The sequence below is a fragment of the Pseudomonas sp. B21-053 genome, assembly GCF_026016365.1.
Taxonomy (GTDB): domain Bacteria; phylum Pseudomonadota; class Gammaproteobacteria; order Pseudomonadales; family Pseudomonadaceae; genus Aquipseudomonas; species Aquipseudomonas nunensis.
The window spans coordinates 659,472-682,678 of sequence record NZ_CP087205.1 but is presented as its reverse complement, the minus strand read 5'-3'; the positions used below and the strand labels follow the sequence as shown (position 1 = coordinate 682,678).

The following is a 23,207-nucleotide window of genomic DNA, read 5'->3' as shown; positions in this document are numbered from 1 at the left end:
GTGTTATTCGACGACCAACCTTGCGAGCCGCTGCTTGAGCATCCGGTTCTCCGCCCGCAGTTGCTGGACCTCTTCAAGCAGGTCGAGCGCCAGGGCGACGCCTTCCCATTCCAGTTCCAGATCGCGCCGCAGCTTGGCGGCGCGCTTGGCCAGGGCCAGTTCGTAATCGTTGAAACGCCAGTCCTTGGGCGCGGAGCCCTGAGGTTCGAGGATGCCGTGTTCGACGATTTCGATCACGTAGACGTCCGACAGGTCGGTCGCCTCACAGAATTCTGCCATGTCCAGTTGAACGATCAGGGGACTGCTCATAGTCAGTAGCTCCATGGTTCTAGCGGATCAAAAATTTTCTCTCGGGTCGAACGCGGCTTTCTTCGCCAGTTCCTGCCACAACGCCTTGGTTTCATCATCCAGGACTTTAGGCATCACAGCCTTGAGTTGCACGAACAGGAAGCCCCGCTCACCCTTTTTGTTCATCAAACCGTGGCCCTTGGCGCGCATGCGCTGGCCGTTCTGGCTGCCGGCCGGAACCTTGAGGTTGATCTTGCCGGTCAGGGTCGGCACCGCCACTTCCGCGCCCAGCGCCAGTTCCCACGGTGCCAGCGGCAGAGTGATGATCAGGTTTTCGCCTTCGACGTCGAATTTAGGGTGCGGCGCAAAACGGATGATCAGGAACAGGTCGCCATTGGCACCGCCACCGACACCCGGAGCCCCTTGGCCCTTGAGGCGGATACGCTCACCGTCGGTCACTCCGGCCGGGATCTTCACGTTCAGGCTTTTCGGGGTGTTGCTCACATGCTGGCCGGCCGCGTTGTATTGCGGCACCTGAAAGGTGACCTTCTTCGATTCGTTCGAGAGGGTCTCTTCCAGAAAAATCCCAAGTTCCATTTCCACGTCTTGCCCTCGACGTCCGGCACTGCGACGCGACTCACCACCAAAACCAGGACCCCGGTTGCCGAAGATCGAACTGAAGAAGTCCGAGAAATCGCCCGTGTCCTGACCACCACCGAAACCGCCGCCACCGCCACGTCCCTGCCAACCCGGCGGGCCCTGGAACGGCTGGCCATGCTGACCGTACTTGCGCAAGTCGTCGTATTCGGCGCGCTTGTCCGCACTTTTCAGCGCTTCATAGGCTTCCGAGGCGTCCTTGAACTTGGCCTCGGCGTCCTTTTCCTTGCTGACGTCGGGGTGGTATTTGCGAGCCAGCTTGCGATAGGCGGCCTTGATCGTCTTATCGTCAGCGGTCGGTTCCACACCGAGAATCTTGTAATAGTCTTTGAAGTCCATCTAAGGATCACCATCCGTTATCAAAATCGCGCCACTGCCGGCAGCATGCGCGTATTAACAGCCACCGGGTTGACCGATCTCAAGATTGTGACCGGGCAGCGCATCAGAAGTTTACCGGCAGCGGCTGGCGGTTCTTGCGACCGCCAAATGGCTGCCAGGGTCGATGCAGACAAGTTTGGGGCATCCGGCCAGCTTATCAAGGCGCTATTGATGGTGATTTAGCGGATAGTCGGCCTTCGAATCTTCGCCGCACTGACATACACTGCGCGGCCGTTTTTTAACCGGAACTCGAAAGACATGAAAAACGCATCCCCAGCCCGTGCCTGTGGTATCGACTTCGGCACGTCCAACTCCACCGTCGGTTGGCTGCGCCCCGGCATGGAAACGCTGATCGCGCTGGAGGACGACAAGATCACCCTGCCTTCGGTGGTCTTCTTCAACATCGAAGAACGCCGCCCGGTGTACGGCCGGCTGGCGCTGCACGAGTACCTGGAAGGCTACGAAGGCCGGTTGATGCGCTCGCTCAAGAGCCTGCTGGGTTCCAAGCTGATCAAGCACGACACCAGCGTCCTCGGCACGGCGATGCCGTTCAAGGACCTGCTGGGGCTGTTTATCGGCCAGTTGAAGAAGCGCGCCGAAACCGCCGCCGGTCGCGAGTTCGAAGAAGTGGTGCTGGGTCGCCCGGTGTTTTTCGTCGACGACGATGAACTGGCCGACCAGGAAGCGGAAAACACCTTGGTCGACGTGGCCCGGGCCATCGGTTTCAAGGACGTGTCGTTCCAGTACGAGCCGATTGCCGCTGCATTCGACTACGAGTCGACCATCGAAAAAGAAGAGCTGGTGCTGATTGTCGACATCGGCGGTGGTACGTCCGACTTCTCGCTGGTGCGCCTGTCGCCCGAGCGGCGCATGCACGACAACCGCCACGATGACATCCTCGCCACCGGCGGCGTGCACATCGGCGGGACCGATTTCGACAAGCAGTTGAGCCTGCAAGGCCTGATGCCGCTGTTCGGCTACGGCAGCCGCATGAAGAGCGGCGCCTACATGCCGACCAGCCACCACATGAACCTGGCGACCTGGCACACCATCAACTCGGTGTACTCGCAAAAGTCGACCCTGGCCCTGGGCAGCATGCGCTACGACATCGAAGACACCGGCGGTATCGATCGCCTGTTCAAGCTGATCGACCAGCGCGCCGGCCACTGGCTGGCCATGGAAGTGGAAGAAACCAAGATCCAGCTGACCCACGCCGACAGCCGCCACGTACCGTTGGACCGCATCGAGCCGGGCCTGAGCGTCGAACTGACCCGGGCATTATTCGAGTCAGCCATCGACAACCTTCTGGAACGCGTGCGCAACAGCGTCACGCAGTTGTTGAACGATGCCAACGTGCGGGTTGATCAGGTGGATACGGTGTTCTTCACCGGCGGTTCGAGCGGGATTCCGGCGCTGCGCAACAGCGTCTCGGCGATGCTGCCGAACGCGCGGCATGTGGAAGGCAACATCTTTGGCAGCATCGGCAGTGGTTTGGCGATCGAGGCCATGAAGCGTTACGGCTCGATGGACTGATCTGAAACCGCAGTGCGCCCATCGCGAGCAAGCCCGCTCCCACATTTGACCGCATTCCAAATCTGGAACTCGGTCAAATGTGGGAGCGGGCTTGCTCGCGAAGAGGCCAGATCAGGTAACACACCTCTCGAATCAAACCATCCCCGCCAGCTTCAACTCACTCTTCAAATACGCGTAATAAATCGGCCCCGCCACCACCCCAGGCAGGCCGAACGCGGCCTCGAACACCAGCATTGCCAGCAGCAACTCCCACGACTTGGCACTGATCTGCCCGCCAACAATGCGCGCGTTGAGGAAGTATTCGAGCTTGTGGATAAAAATCAGATAACCCAACGCCGCCACGGCGACCCAGATCGACAGCGACAAGCCGACGATGGTGATCAGGGTGTTCGACATCAGGTTGCCGATCACCGGTAGCAGTCCGAGCAGGAACGTCAGCACGATCAGGGTTTTGGTCAGCGGCAGCTTGATGCCGAACATCGGCAGGATCAGTGCAAGGAAGATCGCGGTGAAGAAGGTGTTGAGCAGGGAAATCTTGATCTGCGCAAACACGATGTTACGAAACGCCTGGACCAGCAGGTGCAAGCGGTCGAACAGGGCAGCAGCCAGCGGCTTGCGCTTGGTCACGTCCGGAGCCCGCTGCAAGGCGATGATCGCGCCCAGCACCATCCCGATCAGCAACGTCACGAACATGTGCGCCGCGTCCTTGCCCACCAGTTGCAAGTCGCTGAGGTGCTTGCTCATCCACTCGCCGATGGCCACCCGGAATTCAGCGGCGCTGGCCGGCAGGTAGGCATCGATGAACGGCGGCAGTTGCCCGCGGGCGCGGTCGACCACGTGCATGAATTTGTCGAGGGAAGCGCCGGGGTTTTCCGCTTCGTGCAGCAGGAAGCTGATTGCACCGGCGAAGATCAACGCCAGCACACTGACCACCAACGTGCCGAGCAACGCCACGGCCAGCCAACGGGCGCGGCGACCTTCGATCAGCCGCTGCAATTGCGGCGTGAGCATGTTGACCAGTTCGAACACCAATAGCCCGGCCAGCAGGCTGGGCAACAGGCGCAGAGGGAGGACCAGTAGCAAACCACCGAAGATGATGACCCAACTGATAAACAGCAAGACGTGACGTTGAGAAAACGTTGGCATACAGCCTCAAAACGAACGGCGTAAAAGGATGGGCAGTCTGCCAGCGATCCGGGGCCAGCACTAGGGATTGTGTAGGTCGACCCTGGTCGGGGGACTGACGGCTTTTTTCAGTGCCCTGACTGGCCTCTTCGCGAGCAGGCTCGCTCCCACAGTGGATCGATGTCTGCAGGACTCAATGTGGGAGCGGGCTTGCTCGCGAAAGCGGTGCGTCAGGCGAATAAGGTTCTGAATTGGAGACCGCATTCGCGAGCAAGCCCGCTCCCACAATGGATTGGGTTTAATCCAAAGGCTTACTTTTTCTTCAGGCAATCACTCATGAACGCCTTGCGCGCATCGCCCTTGAGCGCCTGGGTGGCGGCGGTGGCGTTGCAGGTTTTCATCTTCTCTTGCTGCGGGGTCAGGGTTTTCGCGTCATTGGCGGCCGGGGCCGCTTTGAGGCACGTGCTCATGAATGTCTTGCGCTCATCGCCCTTGAGGCTTTTCGCGGTAGCGTCGGCATTGCAGGTGGTCATTTTGTTCTGTTGGGCCGTGGCGGCGAAGCCCTGGGAGCAGAGCAGCAAACCGATCATCAACAAAGGGACACGCAACATCTTCATGGAGTTTTCTCCTTGTTGCCGCACCGATGGATGCGGCCTCGCCCTGAAGTGTAGACAAACCCCGTTACACCTTCACCTTGTCTCAAGATGACTGCGCCGGTACTGCTCCGGTGTGCACCCGGCCTGGCGCTGAAACATCGCGATAAATGCCGAACCGGTGCTGTAACCCATGTCGAAGGCGATGTCCTGAATGCTGCGCTGGCTGTCCAGCGCTTCGATGGCCGCCAGAAACCGCAGGCGTTGCCGCCATTCGCCGAAACTCATGCCCAACTCACGCAAGAACTGCCGGGCGAGCGTGCGTTCACTAACATGAATCTGCGCCGCCCAATCGGCCAATGGCCGGTTATCCCCAGGCTCGGCTTGCAAGGCTTCGAGTATCCCGAGCAAACCCGGATTGCGCGCGTAGGGAAGATAACAGGCGTGTTCGGGCGCCTGTTGCAACTGGTCCACCAGCACTTGGGCCAGGCGCACGTCGGTTTCGTGATCCGGGATTTTCACGTCCCGGGCGGCGAAGTCCTTGAGGATCGCCTTGAGGATGTCGCTGATCGCCAGGGTGCAGGCCTGTTGCGGCAGGTCGCGGCACAGCGACGGCGCCAGGCATACCGCGCGGTAGTTGATCGGCTGGTTACTGTAGAAACTGTGCTCGGTCTGCGGCGGCACCCAGACCGCGTACTGCGGCGGCGACATGAAGCGGCTGTTGCCGATTTCCATGTGCAACACGCCGTTGGCCGAATACTCCAGCGTGCCCCACGGATGGCGGTGGGCCGAGGCGTATTCGTGGGTGTCGAAATCGGCGTAGCGGAAGTACACCGGGGCCGGCAGTTCGCTGAAATCCAGCAGATCAATGTGTTTACTGCTCATGCTGTCCGTCATCCGGGGCCGATTGTCTGGATCGCAGTATAGGCTTGCATCCAGACAAGCGGATAATTGCCCCTCATCAACGTTCTGGTTTTTCCCTCATGCAATACATGTATCCCCTGCTGGCCATTTTTATCTGGGCCGGCAACACCGTGATCACCAAGATGTCGGCCGGCGCGATTTTCCCCGCCGAGATCGGCTTCTATCGCTGGCTGCTGGCCGGGATGCTGTTCACGCCCTTCATGCTCAAATCGGTGATCGCCCACTGGCCGATGATCCGCCCGAACCTGGGCAAGATTTTCATCCTCGGCGTGCTCGGCATGGCGGTTTATCAGAGCCTGGCCTACTTCGCCGCGAGCCTGACCACGGCCACCAACATGGGCATCATTCTGTCGTTGATGCCATTGATGTCCCTGGCGATGGCGATTATCAGCCTCGGCCAACGCCTGACCGCCGGCGCACTGGCTGGTGCGGTGTTGTCGTTCGCCGGTGTGCTGGTGGTGGTGTCATCCGGCAGCCTCGGCGCGCTGCTGGAACATGGGGTGAACCTGGGCGACGCGATGATGCTGATCGCGACCCTGGCCTATGCGATCTACAGCACACTGTTGAAAAAATGGCAGCTACGCCTGCCGCCGTTGGTGTTGTTGTATATGCAGGTGTGGGTGGCGGTGCTGGTGCTGTTTCCGCTGTTTGTGATCTCGCCGAAGACCGGCCTGACCCTGCAGAATATTCCGCTGGTGCTCTACGCCTGCCTGTTGGCTTCGATGATTGCGCCGCTGGCGTGGATGCAAGCCGTGGTACGCCTGGGCCCGAGCCGGACCACGCTGTTCTTCAACCTGCTGCCAGTGATTACCGCGCTGATTGCGGCGGTGGTGCTGCATGAGCAGTTGGCGATGTATCACCTGGTCGGTGGGATGTTGACGTTGGGTGGGGTGATTCTTTCGGAGCGGTGGACCACGGTGTTGGGGCGCAGGATTAGCGTTGCCTGAGCGGACGCCTTCGCGGGCAAGCCTCGCTCCTACAAGGGGTCACCTTACCTGTAGGAGCGAGGCTTGCCCGCGAAGAACGATGACGCGGTCTGAAGGTTAAACCCCGGCGGCCTTCAACCGCGCCGCATGCTCGACAAACAACCGCACCGGATCCGCGCCCTTCCCCACCAGCCCCAGCGACTGGTTGACGATATCGAAGTGGTCCAGCGGATATTCGTCGCCAATCACCGTGCCCAAATGCGAGCTGTAGCGCCCGACCATTCCGTCGCAATGCCCGGCTTCGCGCACGAACGTTGTCGCAAACAACCGGCAAAAACGATTGGTCCCGTCGAACAGATTACCGCCGCGATCGGTCTTGCCCGGCTGCAAGGTGCCGGACCAGGAGTAATAACGCACACCGTTGACCTCTGCCGGCCCCTGTCCGCCCCAGGTTTCAGGCAAGCCCTGTGGATAACGCTGGTTGAACTGCGCCACGCCGTCGGTCGTCAGGGAATGGTGCGAAGCGTTGATGTCCACCGGCAGTTTCGGTCCGCGATAGCCGGTTTCCAGCAGGCTCATCAAGGCGCCGATTATCCGCAGTAAAACGCTGAGCACCCGGCCCTTGGCGCTGTCCGCCGGGTAATGTTTGTGCAGGTAGTCCGCCAGTTCCGAGCCGTGATTGGGCCCGGCCACCGAAGTGACTGAAGCCACGCGGTCCGGGCGTTTGGCGGCGGCGTAGCGCGCGGTCAGCGAGCCCTGGCTGTGGCCGATCAGGTTGACCTTCTCGGCGCCGGTTTCTCGCAAGATCTCGTCGATCCGCGCCAGCAACTGCTCGCCACGCACTTCGGTCGAATTGAGCGGAGACACCTGCACCGCAAACACGCTCGCACCACCCCGGCGCAACGCCGCGACGATCCCGAACCAGTACGGATAAAAAAGCACGCGGATAAACCCGAGCATTCCGGGGACCAGCACCAACGGGTAACGCGTGGCGGAACCTTGCGACATGGGCGGACATCCTTGTGATCGGTGAGGTGACGCAAGGCGGGATGCAAGACATCAGCCAAGCATCGCCAGCGAACATGACCAGTCTATGACATCCGCCAAACACGCTTTACTTCAGCCCCACGACGCCCGTCACGATCAACCCGACCGATATCAGTTTCACCACGGTCAGGGTTTCACCCAACAGCGCAAAGCCGAGAAACACTGTGCCTAGCGAACCAATGGCGGTCCAGATCGGGTAGGCGATGCTCACCGGCAACTCGCGCATGGCCAGGGTCAGGAAGTAAATCCCGGCAATTGCCGCCACGACAGTGATCACCGACGGCCACAGCCGGGTGAAGCCTTCGGCGTACTTCATGCTCATGGCGAAAGTAACTTCGAACCCGGCAGCGATCAGCAAAAAAAACCAGGCCATTTAGAACTCCTCGGCCAAACGCCGGGAATGAACACGCTCGTCACCGCGGCTTACATCAATTACAAGAACTGAACTCATCTGAATCTCCTTAAGAACTACACTTGAATGGCTTGCAGCCTGTCGTGCAAAGCAGTCCCTCTTCAAATGAGCAAAAGTCATTCAGGATGAATCCATTTCATCCATGGAGTATTCAATGTTCGCCTCGCTGCCGCTGACCGCCCTGCGTGCTTTCGAATCGGCTTCGCGCTTGCTGAGTTTTAAGGCGGCCGCCGAGGAACTGTCGGTGACGCCCACGGCGATTTCCCATCAGATTCGCTCGCTGGAGAGCTGGCTCGGCATTGCGCTGTTCGAACGGTTGCCGCGACAGGTGCGCCTCACCGAGGGCGGCGAACGGTTGTTCCAGAGCCTGCACGGGGCTTTGCTGGAAGTGGCTCAAAGCGTCGACACGCTGCGCCCGCAACGCAGCGGCACGAGCCTGACGATCTCCACCATCGCCGCGTTCGCTGCGCTGTGGCTGGTGCCGCGACTGGGGCGCTTCTATGCGCGGTATCCGCATATCAGCTTGCGGCTCGACACCCATTGTGACGTCATCGATTTGCATCAGGACGCCAGTGTCGATCTGGTGGTGCGCTACACCCTCGACGGCTACCCGAATCTCTATGGGCTGTGCCTGTTCGACGAGTCCTTTGGCGTCTATGGCTCCGCCGAACAAGTAGCCCTGGCGGCCAGCCAGGTGCCGACACTCATCAGCGTGCGGTGGTGTCATTCGAAATTTGACGCGTACAGCTGGGAGGCATGGTGTGCACAGTCCGGCGAAACCTGGCTGGCCGGGCATCCGGCGGTGCGTGAATACGACGAAGAGCATTACGCGTTGCAAGCGGCAATTGCCGGGCAAGGGCTGGTACTGGCGAGCAATATCCTGGTGTCCGAGAGCGTCGCCAACGGGTTGCTGGTGCCTTACAAAGGTAAGGTTCAGATCGATGGCGCCGGGTACAGCGCGCTGTGCGTGCCGGGGCGCGAACGGCATCCGCCGGTGCGGGCGTTTTTCGAATGGCTGCGCGAGGAGGCGCGGGCGTCCGGGCATGCCCTGCGTGATCCAGATCAACAAAGGCTGACCGCTGGTTCAATTACATAAAACTTTCTGCAGCGCTCATAACTCACACCTTAAGTAGCGATTACGTCCCCAGAGGCGTGACGCAAACCGGATTAGCCTCCAGGAGATCGAGATGAGCGACATGCATTTGTCTGATGTAACCACCCTGCGTGCACGCGCCCGCCAGAACGTCGAAAACGGTGCCGTGACCGAAAGCTACAGCGCCGACCTAGACGAGGTGCTGCGCCTGCTGAATGAATCGTTGGCCACTGAACTGGTCTGCGTGTTGCGCTACAAGCGCCACTACTTCATGGCCAACGGCCTCAAGGCCCACGTGGCCGCCGACGAATTCCTCGAACACGCGAACCAGGAAGCCGAACACGCCGACCGTCTGGCCGAGCGCATCGTGCAACTGGGCGGTGAGCCGGAGTTCAACCCCGACCTGCTGTCGAAAAACTCCCACGCTCAATACGTGGCCGGCAACAACCTCAAGGAGATGGTCTACGAAGACCTGGTCGCCGAGCGGATTGCCATCGACAGCTACCGCGAGATCATCCAGTACATCGGCGAAAAAGACCCGACCACACGGCGCATCTTCGAAGACATCCTGGCTCAGGAAGAAGAGCATGCCGACGATATGGCCGACATTCTGAAAGATTTGTAACACCTGGTAGATCGCTTTCGCGGGCAAGCCTCGCTCCTACAGGGGATCACCGAACCTGTAGGAGCGAGGCTTGCCCGCGAAGGCGTCTTCACAGACGCCGCCTATTTACTTGGTTGGCTTGACGGTAACCGGCGCCTTGCCCGCCCTCATCTGCTCCAGCAACGGCGCACACTGGTTGGGTTCGCCACCACTCGGCGCCACCAGCGCCAGCAACCCCGCCGCCGGCGCAGCAATCACGCCCAGCGCCACCATCCCCGCACCGCGCAACAGCAAAGGCACGGCTTTCACCCCGGCACTCGGCTTGATGAACTTGCCCTGCACGTACAGCGGCGAGCGCAACGAAATCAAACGCCAGCCCTTGGATTCCGGGGTGATAGTCAAGTCCAGTAGCTCAGTGGCCATGTTCGCGGTGCCATCGATGTAGATGATCGCGTTCTCGGTATCGAAGACAAACAACTGCGTGGTCGCCAGGCCGGTCTTGATGTCGAAGTCCGCCGCGGCGCAGTTGATCTTCACTTCCTTGTCGCCAAAGATCTTGCCGACCACGTAGTTGCCAACGTTGAGCCCAGCCAGCTCCATCAACTCGCGGCTGATCGCACCGTCGTTGATCAACATTTTCAGCTTGCCGTTTGAAGTGCCCAGCAACTTGGCCACCGAGTTACCGCGACCGGAGATATCCGCGTCGCCGTTCAATTCGCCGAAACTGGTTTTCATCGGCTCGAAGGTCGGGAACAACTGCTTCAACTTGAAGCCCCGCGCCGTGAGCTTCGCCTGGCCTTCCAGCGGTTCGGTGCGGCCATTCAGGCGAATCTGCGCATCGAGCTTGCCGCCGGCCACGCCGAAACGCAGGGGCTCCAGGCTCAGCACGCCGTCAGTCAGCACCAAGTGGGTATAGAGATCGGTGAACGGCAGTTTTTCGCTGTGGACGATGCGCTTGCCGGTGAATTCGACATCCGCGTCCATATCCCGCCAGCGCTCGGTCTTGAACTCCTCGACCGGCAGCACTTTGTCCGCTGGCTGCTTGCTTTCACCGCCACGGGCCTTTTGTTTGGCGTTGGAATCGGCGCCGATCAACGGCGCGAGGTCGGCAAACAACAATTGATTGGAGACCAGCGAACCGCTGAGTTTGGGCCGTGGCTGACTGGCGACGTAAGCCAGGTCACCGTGAATGTCGCTATTGCCGATCTTGCCGTTGAAGCCTTCATAGCGGAACTGCGCACCGGCCGGGTCATGCAGCTTGGCGGTCAAGTGACCGTCGGTGGCGTAGGGCGGCGAGTCCGGCAGGGTCACGCCGGTCAGCGGATACAAGTTAGCCAGGCTGCTGCCAGCGAGTTTCAGGCGCAGGTCCAACGCGCCGAGGTTCAGCGGGTCGGTCAGGGTGCCCGCCAGTTCGACGCTGGTGTCGGCGATCTTCACCTGGGCTTGCAGCGGAAACGGCTTGGCCGCGTCTTGCAACGCCAGCAGGCCACCGATCTTGCCTTCACCGGCGAGTTTCTGTTGATGGTATTGGCCCTTCACCTTGATCGCGAACGCGTAGTCCTGAGGCGCACCGCCCTTCTCGACTGCGGTTTTCGCCGCTTTGTCACCGACGATGTCGCTGAACGGAATCGGTTTGCCCAACGGATCAATCAGCACGTCCAGCTGGGTTTTCAGGTTTTGGTCGTCAAGGGTGACGTGGCCCTTGTCGAAGCCGATGGCGCCGATGTCCACCACCCAATTCGACGGTTCGGCGTTCGGGTCTTTGGGGTCGAACTTGAACGTCCAGTTCGCGCGGCCATCGGCCAGGCGCTGGAGGTCGGCGTTCGGCTCGGTCAGGTCAATGCGCGGGATCACTACGCGCTGCGCCAACAAGGCCAGCGGCGAGATGCGCAACTCGACGCGCTTGAGGGTGACCATCTGCGGCTGCTTCGACCAGTCCGGGTTGCCCAGGCTCAAGTCCTCGGCCACCACATGCGGCCACGGCACCCAGGCGCGCCAGCCGCCTTCATCGAGCTCGCGCCGCCACACCACCGCGAGGTTGCCATTAATGGCGAACGGACGATGCAGTTCTTCGGAGACTTTGGCATTGAGCGGCGGTTTGATCCGGTTCCAATCGAAGAACACGATGATCAGAACCAGGATTGCCAGCAGGACAACCAGGCTGGCGAGGGTCCAAGTGATTATTTTTGAAGTGCGCGTCATTGCACAGGGCTCCTGAATACGACTGAGCGCCCTGACTGCGACGCACGTTTGAAACGGTAGGCCAGAACCGGCCTGCCATGAAATCTACGACTGGGAAATGGCTCGCAGGTTTAACTGAAATGCCTCTTAACGCTCAAATAATCGGCCGCGGACACAGTGCGCCCGCTTCTGGCGTTACCGGTCCCGCACTTTTGTGCGGCACGAGTGAGTCGAAAATACCCACCTCAGTGCAAAACGGCCCGCCGGAAACGCCCGTTCTAGAGCCTCTGCGTCAAACAATCAATTCTGTTGATTATTACCATTGCGTTTATGAACTTTTATATCGACTTATCGAGAGTAGCATTGCCCTCGTACCCACTTTATCGCCCTCCCAAGGAGCAACCCATCATGAAACGCCAATTACTGCTTAGCCTGACCCTTTCGATGCTAGCCAGCACTGCTTTTGCTTTGCCAGCTGCTGATCAAGCCACACCACAAGTCAAAGACAGCCACTCGGTGTTCAGCCAAACCGTCGCAGCCGATGGTTCGGATCGCACTCCACAAGGCCAGACCCTTGCCGAAGGTGGTAATGATCGCCTGAAAGAAAAAGGCTTGATCACCCAAGACGGCTACGACAAAACCCCACAAGGTCAAACCCTGGCGGCTGACGGTTCCGACCGCACTCCACAAGGCCAAACCCTTGCTGCTGACGGTTCGGATCGCACTCCACAAGGCCAAACCCTGGCTGCCGACGGTTCCGATCGCACTCCACAGGGCCAAACCCTCGCTGCTGATGGTTCGGACCGCACTCCACAAGGCCAAACCCTCGCTGCTGATGGTTCGGACCGCACCCCACAAGGCCAAACCCTTGCTGAAGGTGGTGGTGACCGTGTAATCGAACGCAACAGCGCTTTGAGCTGAGCCCATGGCGGCCCTGAAAAAAAGCCCAATCCCCGGATTGGGCTTTTGACTTTATATAGAGCCACACTTCTCCTCGCTTGACCCCCCGATCCCCGTTCGACGCCGGCAAAGCCGATTTGCTAGAGTGCGCCGCTGTCCTTTCCAGAAAACACCCTTGCGATGCTGCCCCGCGCCGAACAGAAACAACAGACCCGCAACGCCCTGATGGACGCCGCCCGCCATTTGATGGAATGCGGCCGAGGATTCGGCAGCCTGAGCCTGCGCGAAGTGGCGAAAACCGCCGGGATCGTGCCCACCGGTTTCTACCGGCACTTTGCCGATATGGACGAACTGGGCCTGGTGCTGGTCAGTGAAGTCGGCCAAACCTTCCGCGAAACCATCCGCCTGGTCCGCCACAACGAATTCGTCATGGGCGGCATCATTGATGCGTCGGTGCGGATCTTTCTCGATGTGGTCAGCGCCAACCGTTCGCAATTCCTGTTTCTTGCCCGCGAGCAGTACGGCGGCTCGCTGCCGGTGCGCCAGGCCATTGGCCGCTTGCGCGAAGATATCAGCTCCGACCTCGCGGCGGATTTGTCATTGATGCCCAAGTTGCAGCATCTGGACATTGCCGGCCTGAGCGTGATGGCTGACCTGATCGTTAAAAGTGTGTTTGCGACCTTGCCGGATATCATCGATCCGCCGCTGGAAGCGTTGCCCGAGCACCTGACACCTCAGGCGAAAATCACCCAGCAGCTGCGCTTTATCTTCATCGGCCTCAAACATTGGCAAGGTCTCGGCAGCACGGAGTAATGCCTCAAAAGATCGCAGCCTTCGGCAGCTCCTACATGAATCGCAGTGTTCTGTAGGAGCTGCCGAAGGCTGCGATCTTTTTTTGCGCCGCAAATCAGTGCATGAAGAATCCTTCACGCACCAACATGACTCAAAACCCTGCAACATCCTGCAACAACTACTACGCTCCGACAGGGTTTTCCTACGTATCGCCCGATTGGCAAGCCCCTTGCTCTAGCCTGAGCATTGTCCTTTGCTGGAAGCTTTCCGATGCTGGTGATTCACCGCAGAATCGACCCTCAACCCGTCTGGGCCGCCGAGTTGCACCTGACCTTCGAAGCCCGGAGCAAAAGCCGCTTGCGCTGTTTCAGTGCCGAGCAAGAAGACGTCGGGTTGTTTTTGGAGCGCGGCCAGCCACCGCTGTATGACGGCGAGTGTCTCCAGGCCGAAGACGGGCGCATCGTCCGCGTCTGCGCCCGCCCCGAACAACTGCTGCACGTCACCTGCGCCAATGCGTTCGAACTGACCCGCGCCGCCTATCACCTGGGCAACCGCCACGTCGCCCTGCAAGTTGGTGACGGCTGGTTGCGCCTGCTCGACGATTACGTGCTCAAGGCCATGCTCGAACAGCTGGATGCCAAGGTCGAAAATATCGAAGCGCCGTTCCAGCCGGAACACGGCGCCTACGGAGGCGGCCATCACCACTCGCGCCACGGTGATGAAGACTTCAACTATCCGCCGAAGCTGCACCAGTTCGGCGTACGTCTATGAACCCAGCCTGGGCGCTGCTGCGCCTGGCCAGTCCGCAGTTGCCGATTGGCGGCTACAGCTATTCCCAAGGTTTGGAAATGGCTGTGGATAACGGCCGCGTGACAGATGCCGACAGCGCCCGGCGCTGGATCAGTGATCAGTTGCTGCTCAACCTCGCACGCTTTGAAGCGCCGTTGCTGCTCGCCCATTGCGTGGCCGCCTCGCACGACAACTGGGCCGAACTGCTGCAACGCTGCGAGGAACATCGCGCCAGCCGCGAAACCCGCGAGTTGCATCAGGAAAGTCGGCAGATGGGCTATTCGTTGCAGCAACTGCTCAACGGTTTGCCGGAACTCGATGCGCCGGCCCGGGCCTTTCTCGAACAACGTCCCGAACCGCACCTGGCCCTCGGCTGGGCCCTGGCGGCTCGCGCCTGGGGCATCAGTCCACAAGATGCTTTGGCCGCGTGGCTCTGGAGCTGGCTGGAAAACCAATTGGCGGTGTTGATGAAAACCCTGCCACTGGGCCAGCAAGCCGCACAGCGCCTGACCAGTCAGTTGCTGCCGCTGTTGCAGGAAGCCCAGCACAACGCCACCCGAATCGATCCCGAACACTATGGCAGCGCCGCGTTCGGCCTTTCCCTGGCGTGCATGGCCCATGAGCGCCAGTACAGCCGCCTGTTCCGTTCCTAGGGCCCGTTATTTTGGGCTTTTAATTTTGGAGAAGCTGTATGAACACACAACCTCTGCGCGTCGGCATCGGCGGCCCGGTCGGCTCCGGCAAAACCGCCCTGACCCTGGCCCTGTGCCTGGCCTTGCGCGATCGCTACAACCTGGCGGTCGTGACCAACGACATCTACACCCGCGAAGACGCCGATTTTCTGGTGCGCAATGAAGCCCTGGCGCCAGAACGGATCATCGGCGTGGAAACCGGTGGCTGCCCGCACACGGCGATCCGCGAAGACGCTTCGATCAACCTTGAAGCCGTGGATCAGTTGAACCGGCGCTTTCCGGGACTGGACCTGATCATCGTCGAGTCGGGCGGCGACAACCTCTCGGCGACCTTCAGCCCGGAGCTGTCGGACCTGACGATTTATGTGATCGACGTTTCGGCCGGCGACAAGTTGCCGCGCAAGGGCGGGCCGGGGATCTGCAAATCCGATCTGCTGGTGATCAACAAGGTCGACCTCGCGCCCATGGTAGGTGCCTCGCTGGAACTGATGGACAGCGACACCAAGCGCATGCGCAACGGCAAGCCGTTCGTCTTCAGCAACCAGAAAACCGGCCTGGGCCTGGAAGACATCATCGCCTTCATCGAACGCCAGGGCCTGCTGACCGCAGCCTGATCACGACTTATCAACAAGGAAGCTTATCCATGACACTGAAACACATCCTGGGCGCCCTGGCCCTGCTGCTGACCCCGGCCATCGCCTTCGCCCACCCGGGCCATGGCGATAACGGCTTGATCGCCGGCATCAGCCACCCGATTGGCGGCATCGATCACCTGCTGGCGATGGTCGCCGTGGGATTGTGGGCCGCGCAGCAAAAAGGCGCGGCGCGTTGGGCGCTGCCGTGCACGTTCGTCGGCACCATGCTGATCGGCGGCTTGCTGGGTTTTGAAGGGTTGAACCTGCCGGCGATGGAAAGCGGGATTGCCGCGTCGGTGCTGGCGCTGGGCCTGGCCGTGGCGCTGGCGGTGCGTCCGCCGTTGAGCGTGGCCGTTGGCGCGACGGCGCTGTTTGCGTTGTTCCATGGCGTGGCCCACGGTCTGGAATTGCCGGACATGTCGAGCCCTTGGGCGTATGCCGCAGGATTTGTGGCGGCGACTGCGGCGTTGCATGGTTTGGGTTACGCGGTGGTTCGTGTTCTGCCGCAAGCGGCGGCGCCGTTGATTCGTATGGCGGGTGCGGCTTCGGCGGCGACTGGGGTCTGGTTGTTGGCGGGCTGATTCTTTGTTGGCTGTACTGGCCTCTTCGCGGGCAAGCCTCGCTCCTACATTGGAATGCGTTCCCATGTGAGAGCGAGCCTGCTCGCGAAGGCGGCCTGACAGACACCGCCTCTCTCAGGCTGCTAACATGTCGCGCAATCGCCCCTGCCGTGACGACGCCAGCCAATGCCACCTGTTTCCCGCTCTGCCTCCCAGCCTGAATTGACCGCCCTGTTCGCCTCGGTGCAACAGCACTTCCAGGACGTGATCGTGCCGCTCTGGCAAGGCCCCGGCTGGAATGCCGAGATGGCGCTGCCGTATGAAGCGCTGGACGCCGGGCATCAACCTTTGCCACCGCAACGCTATCGCGCCATGGCCTGCGCCCGTCAGCTGTATCTGTTTTCGAGCCTGATCGGCCAGGTGCCGGCAGCTCAGGAACGTGCGGCGGCGCTGTTCCGTTCCTTGCAGCAGCATTTCCACGACGCCGAGCACGGCGGCTGGTTCTACAGCATCGACCCGCAAGGCGCGCCGCTGGATCAGCGCAAAGACCTCTACACCCACGCCTTCATCCTGTTCGCCTGTGCCCATTACTGGGACAAGGTTCGCGAGCCGCTGGTGGAGTCGGTGCTCAACGCCGCACTGGAAGTCATCTCCCAGCGCTTCGCCACGGACGACGGTCTGTACGAAGCGTGCCTTGAGCGCGACTGGTCCTCGCTCCAGACCGGGCCATTGCAGAACCCGCTGATGCATTTGGCCGAAGCCTTCCTCGCGACCCTTTCCGTTCGCGAAGACGCCGCCGCCCAAGGCGCGCTCGTCGAGTTATGCACAGCCATGCAGAAGCACTTCATCGATCCGCAGACCGGCGTGCTGATGGAAAAACCCCTCGGGGCTGTGGATAACTGGTTCGAACCGGGGCATCAATTCGAATGGTATTTCCTGCTGGAATCCTCGCCATTGCTGCGTGGATCGGCGCTGCATGCTTCTCTGGATCGCGCTTTTGCGCTCACCGAGCAATTGGGTGTCGATCCACAGACCAGCGCGGTTCGGGCGATGCTCGATCTGGATGGCTGCCCGAAGGATGGCACCGAAAGAATCTGGGCTCAGGCCGAGTATCTGCGGGCGCTGACCTTGCGGCCGAGCAGCGAAGTAGCGGTGCTGCGCCAGTTGCAGGCGTTGCAGCAGCAGTTCCTGCATGAGGGTGGCTGGCATGAGTGTCGTGATGCCGTGGGCGAAGTCAGCCGCAAGGACATGCCTTCGACCACGCCTTATCATTTGGCGACTTGTTATCGTGGGTTGGTTGAATATTTGCGCTGAGTTCGAGATCGCTTTCGCGAGCAGGCTCGCTCCCACATTGGAATGCGGTCCCTTGTGGGAGCGAGCCTGCTCGCGAATGACCTCGAAGAGGTCACCGATCTGTCACGCAATCCACTTCCTGTCCCCGGTAAAACTGATGGTCAGCCATCGCGCCGCATCCGCCTGACCCAACTTCGCGGAAATATCCTCGCGCAGCACATCCAGTTGCCCAACGCTTTCTAGTCGGTAATCCGCCGGCAACACCACATGAATCTCGATAAACCGCGCCCGTCCGTGCTTCTGCACGTAAGAGATGTAGTCGTCGAAACCATGCTCGACCTTGGCCGCGTCCATCACTTGGCGCACTTTGTCATTCAGTTGATCCGGCACTATTCCCAACACGTCGCGTAGCGCCGGACGCAGGATCTTGAAGGCCGGTGGCAACATGCTTAGCGCCAACAGAATCAGGATCAATGGGTCGACGTACACCGCCCACTGGCCGTACCCCTGGGACTTGAGCAGCAGCGCGGTGAGGAAACTCACCAGCAGGCCCACCGAAAGCATCGCGTCCACCAGCCAGCTGATGTTATCGAACTGGATCAGCGTGGATTTGAGCTTGCGATTGCGATGGCGCACGTAGAAGAAGTACGCGAACTCGACGACGGTAAATACCGCCGCGTAGATGATCACCAGCCCCAGCTCGATCTCGCGGCCGCCATTGATAATGCCAAACACACCGTTGAGAAAGGCGTAAATCGCGATCAGAAACAGGAAACTGCCTTCGATCAGCAACACCATCGGCTCCAAATGCCAGAAGCCGAACTGGAAGCGGTGGTTGCTTTCCTTGGCGATCAGTTTGGCGGTGATCAGCATCAGGACCTTGATAAAGGTCGCGATCAACGAGAAAAAACCATCGAACAGGATGGACTGGGCACCCGAAATAAAACCGGTAACGATCCCGGCGATCGCCACGGCGAACATCAGGATCGTTGATTGTTTGAGCAGCGACTGCTCACCTCGGTTACTCACGTAGCCTCCTCTGAAAACCTTGAAAACCGCGGGGTGCGGCGGGGTTGTTGGGGGAGGAGTCTACCTTATGCGCTGTTTTGCCAGTTCCGGCCCCTTCGCGAGCAGGCTCGCTCCCACAGGAGAATGCATTCCAATGTGGGAGCGAGCCTGCTCGCGAATAGCCGCTACTCGGTCTTAACCCTTGGCATTACGCTCAATCGAAAAACCCGCCCAGGTCTGGCTCACAGGCATCAGTTCCAGGCTGTTGATGTTGATGTGCGCTGGCGCATTCAAGACCCAGAAAATCGTATCGGCAATGTCCTGCGGCTGGATCGGCTCGGCACCGGCGTAGGTGGCGTTGTAACGCTCCTGGTCACCAGCGAAACGCACCAGCGAAAACTCGCTCTCGCACAGGCCCGGTTCGATGTTGCTGACGCGCACGCCAGTGCCTTGCAGGTCGCAGCGCAGGTTCAGGGAGAACTGTTTGACGAACGCCTTGCTCGCGCCATACACGTGGCTGCCCGGGTACGGATAGTTGCCGGCGATGGAGCCGAGGTTGACGATGCCGGCGCCACGACCATGAGCGATCAGGCGCGGCAGCAGCAGCCGAGTGCTGTACATCAGGCCCTTGATGTTGGTATCGACCATGGTGTCCCAGTCGTCCAGATCGCACTTGGGCGCCGGGTCCACGCCCAGGGCCAGGCCCGCGTTGTTGATCAGCCCGCGCAACTTGGCGAAGGACGGCGGCAGGTTAGCAATCGCCTCCTCCATGGCCTTGCGATCACGCACGTCGAGCACCAGGCCATGCACCTCAGTCTGCTTCGACAACTCGGCGCACAGGGCGTTGAGGCGCTCTTCACGACGGCCAGTCAGCACCAGTTTCCAGCCAGCCTCGGCAAAACGACGGGCACAGGCTTCACCAAAACCGGACGTCGCGCCGGTGATAAACAGGGTGTTGGACATCGTGTTCTCCTTGCTTCGGCTGATCGGCAGCCATTGGAATAGAAAATCAGCAACCAGCATGCCCGGCCTCGCCCGCAGCAGCAACCATCCCGGCGTAGGAGCTGCCGAAGGCTGCGATCTTTTTCCACAGGCCCCACCGAAGCAAAGGCAAGATCAAAAGATCGCAGCCTTCGGCAGCTCCTATATGGATTGTGTTTTCTGGATGAAAAGTGATCAACCGTGGCCACGCCTTATACGCCGTGGCTTGCAGCCATGTGCGCGCACGTTATCCACAGGCCGGTCCACAGTCTTTGGGGGCAAGTGCAAAAGCTGGAAGCCGCTGTGTATAAGGCTTTGCGAGCAGAATAGAAACTTTTTTGCTTGACCCTCAAGAGGCCACCGTGTAGCCCATGGCATTTTGCACGATCCGCCGCACAAACCGACGATGGCGCCAAGCCAGCAACGACGGCCCTCAGCCGAGTCTTTCCAGAGTTTAACCACAGACTTATCCACAGGCTGGCACACCTCGGCTCTGGCACTTTTGACCCACAACAAAAAGGTTGACAACGGCGGCTCATGCCCAGGGAAAAACGCCTGATCAAAAAACAACCACACACCTGCAAGCCACGGTTTTAAAGGCGTGCAGCCAGCTACTCCCACGTTATTCACAGCCAGCTCCACAGCAAACGGGGACAAGTCAAAACTGTGACAAAACAACTATTTGCAGCGGCTTTATGTCGCGGTTTGAGAGCTTGTGAATATTGTTTTCCACAATTTCCCAAAAGCACACCACACACACCTGTGGGAGCGGGCTTGCTCGCGAAGGCGGCGGCACATCCAGCATCAAAGTGGCTGAAACGCCGCCTTCGCGAGCAAGCCCGCTCCCACAGGGGATTTGTAGTGTTCTGAGGATGTAAAAAAGCCCCGGCGATTGCGCGCCGGGGCTTTGTGTTTCTCAGTCGAACTCAGTGCCCGCCGAGATAAGCGTTACGCACTTCCTCATTCACCAGCAGCTCCTTGCCGGTGCCTGTGAGGCGGATCTCGCCGTTGACCATCACGTACGCCCGATCCGAGAGTTTCAGCGCGTGGTTGGCGTTCTGCTCGACCAGGAAGATGGTCATGCCGGTTTTCGCCAGCTCCCGCAGGGTCGCGAAGATCTGTTTCACCACGATCGGTGCCAGGCCCAGGCTTGGTTCGTCGAGCAGCAACAGCTTGGGCCGGCTCATCAGTGCACGCGCGATGGCGAGCATTTGCTGCTCGCCGCCGGACATGGTCATGGCCCGCTGGGTACGCCGCTCTTCAAGGCGCGGAAACAGCTCGAACATGCGCTGCATGTCTTCCTTGGCGTGCTTGTCGCCAATCGGAATCGTGCCCATCAGCAGGTTTTCCTCGACAGTCATGTCGGGGAACACCCGCCGCCCTTCCGGCGATTGCGCAATGCCGTGGGACGCGATGTAGTGGGACGATTTGTGGGTGATGTCCACACCCTGGTAGATGATCTGCCCGTCAGCCGCCCGGGGCTGGCCGAAGATCGACATCAGCAGGGTCGACTTGCCGGCACCGTTGGAGCCGATCAGGCTGACGGTTTCGCCTTCGTTGATGTGCAGCGAGACTTTCTTCAGGGCCTGGATAGGCCCGTAAAACACGTCCAGATCCTTCAGTTCGAGGATGGGTTGGCTCATAGCACCACTTCCTCTTCATCAGCGCCGAGGTAGGCCGCAATCACTTTCGGGTCGTTACGAATGGCGTCAGGCCCACCCTCGGCGATGACGATGCCGTGGTCCAGCACCACGATGTGGTCGGAAATGCTCATTACCATGCCCATGTCGTGTTCGATCAGCACCACGGTCAGATCGTGCTCGTCGCGCAGCAGCCGGATCATCGCGCTCAGCGCTTCGGTTTCCTGAGGGTTGAGGCCGGCGGCCGGTTCGTCGAGGCAGATAATCTGCGGCCGCGTGCACATGGCGCGGGCGATTTCCAGACGGCGTTGCTGGCCGTAAGACAGTTCGCCAGCCAGACGGTTGGCGCAGTCCACCAGATCGACCACTTCCAGCCAGTAGAACGCATGGTCCAGCGCATCGCTTTCGGCCTTGCGGTAACCCTTGGTGTTGAGGATGCCCGCCAGCATGTTGCGGTTGACCCACATGTGTTGGGCCACCAGCAGGTTTTCCAGCACCGACATTTCCTTGAACAGGCGAATGTTCTGGAAGGTCCGCGCCAGGCCGGCCCGGTTCACCAGATGGGTGCCGCCGAACATCTTGTAGTACATACGACTGAAGAAGGATTTCGGCGAAACGAAATCCACCGGTTTGAACGATTCACCCAGCAACTGGATAACATTGGTCTTCTCGCCGCGCACACTGAGTTCGATCTTGCCGCCCGAGGCCTTGTAGAAACCGGTCAGGCAGTTGAACACGGTGGTCTTGCCGGCGCCGTTGGGGCCGATCAAAGCGAAAATCGAGTTGCGGTGGACCTTGAGGCTGACATCGCTCAACGCCTTGATGCCGCCGAAGTGCATCATCAGCTTCTCGACCGAGAGTACGACTTCGCTCATGGCGCTACTCCTTTACGCGGGGTCACACCGGTACGGCTGATCCGAATCAGGCCGCGCGGTCGCCAGATCATCATCAACACCATCAGGATGCCGAACAGCAGCACGCGGTATTCCGCGAAGCCACGCAGCAGCTCCGGGGCAACCGTCAGCACGAACGCCGCGATGACCACACCGATGGTCGAGCCCATGCCGCCGAGTACCACGATGGCGAGGATCAGGGCCGATTCGAAGAAGGTGAACGAGGTCGGGTTGACGAAGCCTTGATAGGTCGCGAAGAACACACCCGCCAAACCGGCAGTCGATGCGCCGATGGTGAACGCCGAGAGCTTGACCAGTACGTGGTTCAGGCCCATGGAGCGACAGGCGATTTCATCTTCACGCAGGGCTTCCCAGGCGCGACCGACCGGCATCTTGACCAGGCGATGCTTGATGTACAGCACGGCCAGAACCACCAGGAACAACACCGCGTAGATGAAGTAATACTTCACGTCCGGGTTGTAGGCGATGCCGAAGAACTCATGGAAAGGCACCCCGCCGTCCTTCGCTCGCTTACCGAACTCCAGGCCGAAGAACGTCGGCAATGGCGCCGGCATGCCGTTCGGGCCGCCGGTCAGGGACAGCCAGTTGTTGAGGACCAAGCGAATGATTTCACCGAAGCCCAGGGTCACGATCGCCAGGTAGTCGCCGTGCAGGCGCAACACCGGGAAACCGAGGATGCAACCGGCCAGGCCAGCGGTGATCGCCGCCAGTGGCAGCACCGTCCAGAAACCCAAACCGAGGTATTGGTAACCGAGCGCCAAGCCATAGGCGCCGATGGCGTAGAACGCCACGTAACCGAGGTCGAGCAGGCCGGCCAGGCCGACCACGATGTTCAGCCCCAGGCCCAACAGCACGTAGATCAACCCGAGGATGACCACTCCCAGCAGGTAGGAGTTGGAGAAGAACGGGAACACCACGGCGATAACGATCACCAGCGGCACGATCCAGCGCAAACGGGTTTTGTAATCGGGCGGCAGTACATGAACCCCGGAGCCGGTGCTTTCAAAGCCTTCGAGGATTCTCAGGCCCTTGGGGGTTTGCAGGAACAGGCTCAAGGCAAAGCGGCCAGCCATGACGATGGCGACAATCCACGCCACCCGTGTCGGTTGCAGGTTGAAGCCGTAGCCGTCGAGGACCACGCCGACAATCGGGCCGAACACAATCAGGGCAACGAGGCCGGCAAGAATCGCGTCAACCAGGCTTCTTTTGAGATCAATGGTTTTTTTAGTGGTTGAAGACATC

24 protein-coding genes are annotated in these 23,207 nt (G+C 60.2%); 11 read left to right on the top strand and 13 right to left on the bottom strand.

Features of this window, described 5'->3' with window-relative positions:
* Positions 1-3: 3 nt before the first annotated feature.
* Positions 4-309 carry a chaperone modulator CbpM gene (locus LOY68_RS02970; RefSeq protein ID WP_163908060.1) on the bottom strand — a complete coding sequence of 102 codons (306 nt, stop codon included), beginning with the start codon at positions 307-309 and terminating at the stop codon, positions 4-6.
* Positions 310-336: 27 nt separating this feature from the next.
* The gene (locus LOY68_RS02965; RefSeq protein WP_054044062.1) at positions 337-1,284 is read right to left on the bottom strand and encodes a DnaJ C-terminal domain-containing protein; all 948 of its coding nucleotides are present in this window, start codon (positions 1,282-1,284) and stop codon (positions 337-339) included.
* Between the two features lie 297 nt (positions 1,285-1,581).
* On the opposite strand from LOY68_RS02965, the gene LOY68_RS02960 reads away from it, so the two are divergent.
* Entirely contained in the window at positions 1,582-2,856 is a 1,275-nt protein-coding gene (locus LOY68_RS02960) for an Hsp70 family protein (protein ID WP_265042758.1), read from the top strand.
* Positions 2,857-2,988: 132 nt separating this feature from the next.
* Here LOY68_RS02960 and LOY68_RS02955 read toward each other — a convergent pair whose 3' ends face one another.
* The 3 genes from LOY68_RS02955 to LOY68_RS02945 form a co-directional block, all read right to left on the bottom strand.
* Positions 2,989-4,002, bottom strand: a complete 1,014-nt coding sequence (locus tag LOY68_RS02955; RefSeq protein WP_054044064.1) for an AI-2E family transporter — start codon at positions 4,000-4,002, stop codon at positions 2,989-2,991.
* 290 nt (positions 4,003-4,292) lie between these two features.
* Positions 4,293-4,598 (bottom strand): PsiF family protein, encoded by a 306-nt coding sequence (locus LOY68_RS02950; RefSeq protein ID WP_054044065.1) that lies wholly within the window; start codon positions 4,596-4,598, stop codon positions 4,293-4,295.
* Positions 4,599-4,670: 72 nt separating this feature from the next.
* On the bottom strand, positions 4,671-5,459 hold the full coding sequence (locus LOY68_RS02945) for an AraC family transcriptional regulator (protein WP_265042754.1): 789 nt from the start codon (positions 5,457-5,459) through the stop codon (positions 4,671-4,673).
* Positions 5,460-5,557: 98 nt separating this feature from the next.
* On the opposite strand from LOY68_RS02945, the gene LOY68_RS02940 reads away from it, so the two are divergent.
* Positions 5,558-6,445 (top strand): DMT family transporter, encoded by an 888-nt coding sequence (locus LOY68_RS02940; protein ID WP_265042753.1) that lies wholly within the window; start codon positions 5,558-5,560, stop codon positions 6,443-6,445.
* 96 nt (positions 6,446-6,541) lie between these two features.
* Here LOY68_RS02940 and LOY68_RS02935 read toward each other — a convergent pair whose 3' ends face one another.
* Positions 6,542-7,432, bottom strand: a complete 891-nt coding sequence (locus LOY68_RS02935) for an esterase/lipase family protein (RefSeq protein ID WP_265042751.1) — start codon at positions 7,430-7,432, stop codon at positions 6,542-6,544.
* Positions 7,433-7,538: 106 nt separating this feature from the next.
* Entirely contained in the window at positions 7,539-7,844 is a 306-nt protein-coding gene (locus tag LOY68_RS02930; protein ID WP_163908052.1) for a DMT family transporter, read from the bottom strand.
* Positions 7,845-8,025: 181 nt separating this feature from the next.
* Here LOY68_RS02930 and LOY68_RS02925 point away from each other — a divergent pair, with 181 nt between their 5' ends.
* The gene (locus LOY68_RS02925) at positions 8,026-8,979 is read left to right on the top strand and encodes a LysR substrate-binding domain-containing protein (RefSeq protein WP_265042749.1); all 954 of its coding nucleotides are present in this window, start codon (positions 8,026-8,028) and stop codon (positions 8,977-8,979) included.
* 91 nt (positions 8,980-9,070) lie between these two features.
* On the top strand, positions 9,071-9,601 hold the full coding sequence (locus LOY68_RS02920) for a ferritin-like domain-containing protein (protein WP_054616379.1): 531 nt from the start codon (positions 9,071-9,073) through the stop codon (positions 9,599-9,601).
* A gap of 105 nt (positions 9,602-9,706) precedes the next feature.
* Here the strand turns inward: LOY68_RS02920 and LOY68_RS02915 are convergent, their stop codons facing one another.
* Complete coding sequence (locus tag LOY68_RS02915; RefSeq protein WP_163908048.1) at positions 9,707-11,782, bottom strand: AsmA family protein; 2,076 nt, start codon at positions 11,780-11,782, stop codon at positions 9,707-9,709.
* Between the two features lie 387 nt (positions 11,783-12,169).
* Between LOY68_RS02915 and LOY68_RS02910 the strand changes: the two genes are divergently transcribed.
* The 7 genes from LOY68_RS02910 (at position 12,170) to LOY68_RS02880 (ending at position 17,443) form a co-directional block, all read left to right on the top strand.
* Positions 12,170-12,682, top strand: coding sequence for a hypothetical protein (locus LOY68_RS02910; protein ID WP_163908047.1), 513 nt, complete (start codon positions 12,170-12,172; stop codon positions 12,680-12,682).
* A gap of 159 nt (positions 12,683-12,841) precedes the next feature.
* Complete coding sequence (locus LOY68_RS02905; protein WP_054044074.1) at positions 12,842-13,474, top strand: TetR family transcriptional regulator; 633 nt, start codon at positions 12,842-12,844, stop codon at positions 13,472-13,474.
* A 249-nt stretch (positions 13,475-13,723) separates the two neighbouring features.
* On the top strand, positions 13,724-14,224 hold the full coding sequence (ureE, locus tag LOY68_RS02900) for an urease accessory protein UreE (protein WP_054044075.1): 501 nt from the start codon (positions 13,724-13,726) through the stop codon (positions 14,222-14,224).
* The gene (locus tag LOY68_RS02895; RefSeq protein WP_265042745.1) at positions 14,221-14,895 is read left to right on the top strand and encodes an urease accessory protein UreF; all 675 of its coding nucleotides are present in this window, start codon (positions 14,221-14,223) and stop codon (positions 14,893-14,895) included. The genes ureE and LOY68_RS02895 overlap by 4 nt, the downstream gene beginning before the upstream one ends.
* 38 nt (positions 14,896-14,933) lie before the next feature.
* On the top strand, positions 14,934-15,548 hold the full coding sequence (gene ureG, locus LOY68_RS02890; protein ID WP_054044077.1) for an urease accessory protein UreG: 615 nt from the start codon (positions 14,934-14,936) through the stop codon (positions 15,546-15,548).
* 29 nt (positions 15,549-15,577) lie between these two features.
* Positions 15,578-16,150 (top strand): HupE/UreJ family protein, encoded by a 573-nt coding sequence (locus tag LOY68_RS02885; protein WP_265042743.1) that lies wholly within the window; start codon positions 15,578-15,580, stop codon positions 16,148-16,150.
* Between the two features lie 165 nt (positions 16,151-16,315).
* Complete coding sequence (locus tag LOY68_RS02880) at positions 16,316-17,443, top strand: AGE family epimerase/isomerase (protein WP_265042742.1); 1,128 nt, start codon at positions 16,316-16,318, stop codon at positions 17,441-17,443.
* Positions 17,444-17,545: 102 nt separating this feature from the next.
* Here LOY68_RS02880 and LOY68_RS02875 read toward each other — a convergent pair whose 3' ends face one another.
* The 5 genes from LOY68_RS02875 to livM form a co-directional block, all read right to left on the bottom strand.
* The gene (locus LOY68_RS02875) at positions 17,546-18,451 is read right to left on the bottom strand and encodes a cation diffusion facilitator family transporter (RefSeq protein ID WP_163908038.1); all 906 of its coding nucleotides are present in this window, start codon (positions 18,449-18,451) and stop codon (positions 17,546-17,548) included.
* Between the two features lie 174 nt (positions 18,452-18,625).
* Positions 18,626-19,393, bottom strand: a complete 768-nt coding sequence (locus LOY68_RS02870) for an SDR family oxidoreductase (RefSeq protein WP_163908036.1) — start codon at positions 19,391-19,393, stop codon at positions 18,626-18,628.
* 944 nt (positions 19,394-20,337) lie between these two features.
* Positions 20,338-21,054 (bottom strand): ABC transporter ATP-binding protein, encoded by a 717-nt coding sequence (locus LOY68_RS02865; protein WP_054044082.1) that lies wholly within the window; start codon positions 21,052-21,054, stop codon positions 20,338-20,340.
* Complete coding sequence (locus LOY68_RS02860) at positions 21,051-21,926, bottom strand: ATP-binding cassette domain-containing protein (protein WP_054044083.1); 876 nt, start codon at positions 21,924-21,926, stop codon at positions 21,051-21,053. Before LOY68_RS02860 ends, LOY68_RS02865 begins: the two co-directional genes overlap by 4 nt.
* On the bottom strand, positions 21,923-23,206 hold the full coding sequence (gene livM / locus LOY68_RS02855; RefSeq protein WP_265042737.1) for a high-affinity branched-chain amino acid ABC transporter permease LivM: 1,284 nt from the start codon (positions 23,204-23,206) through the stop codon (positions 21,923-21,925). The genes LOY68_RS02860 and livM overlap by 4 nt, the downstream gene beginning before the upstream one ends.
* Position 23,207 lies beyond the last annotated feature (1 nt).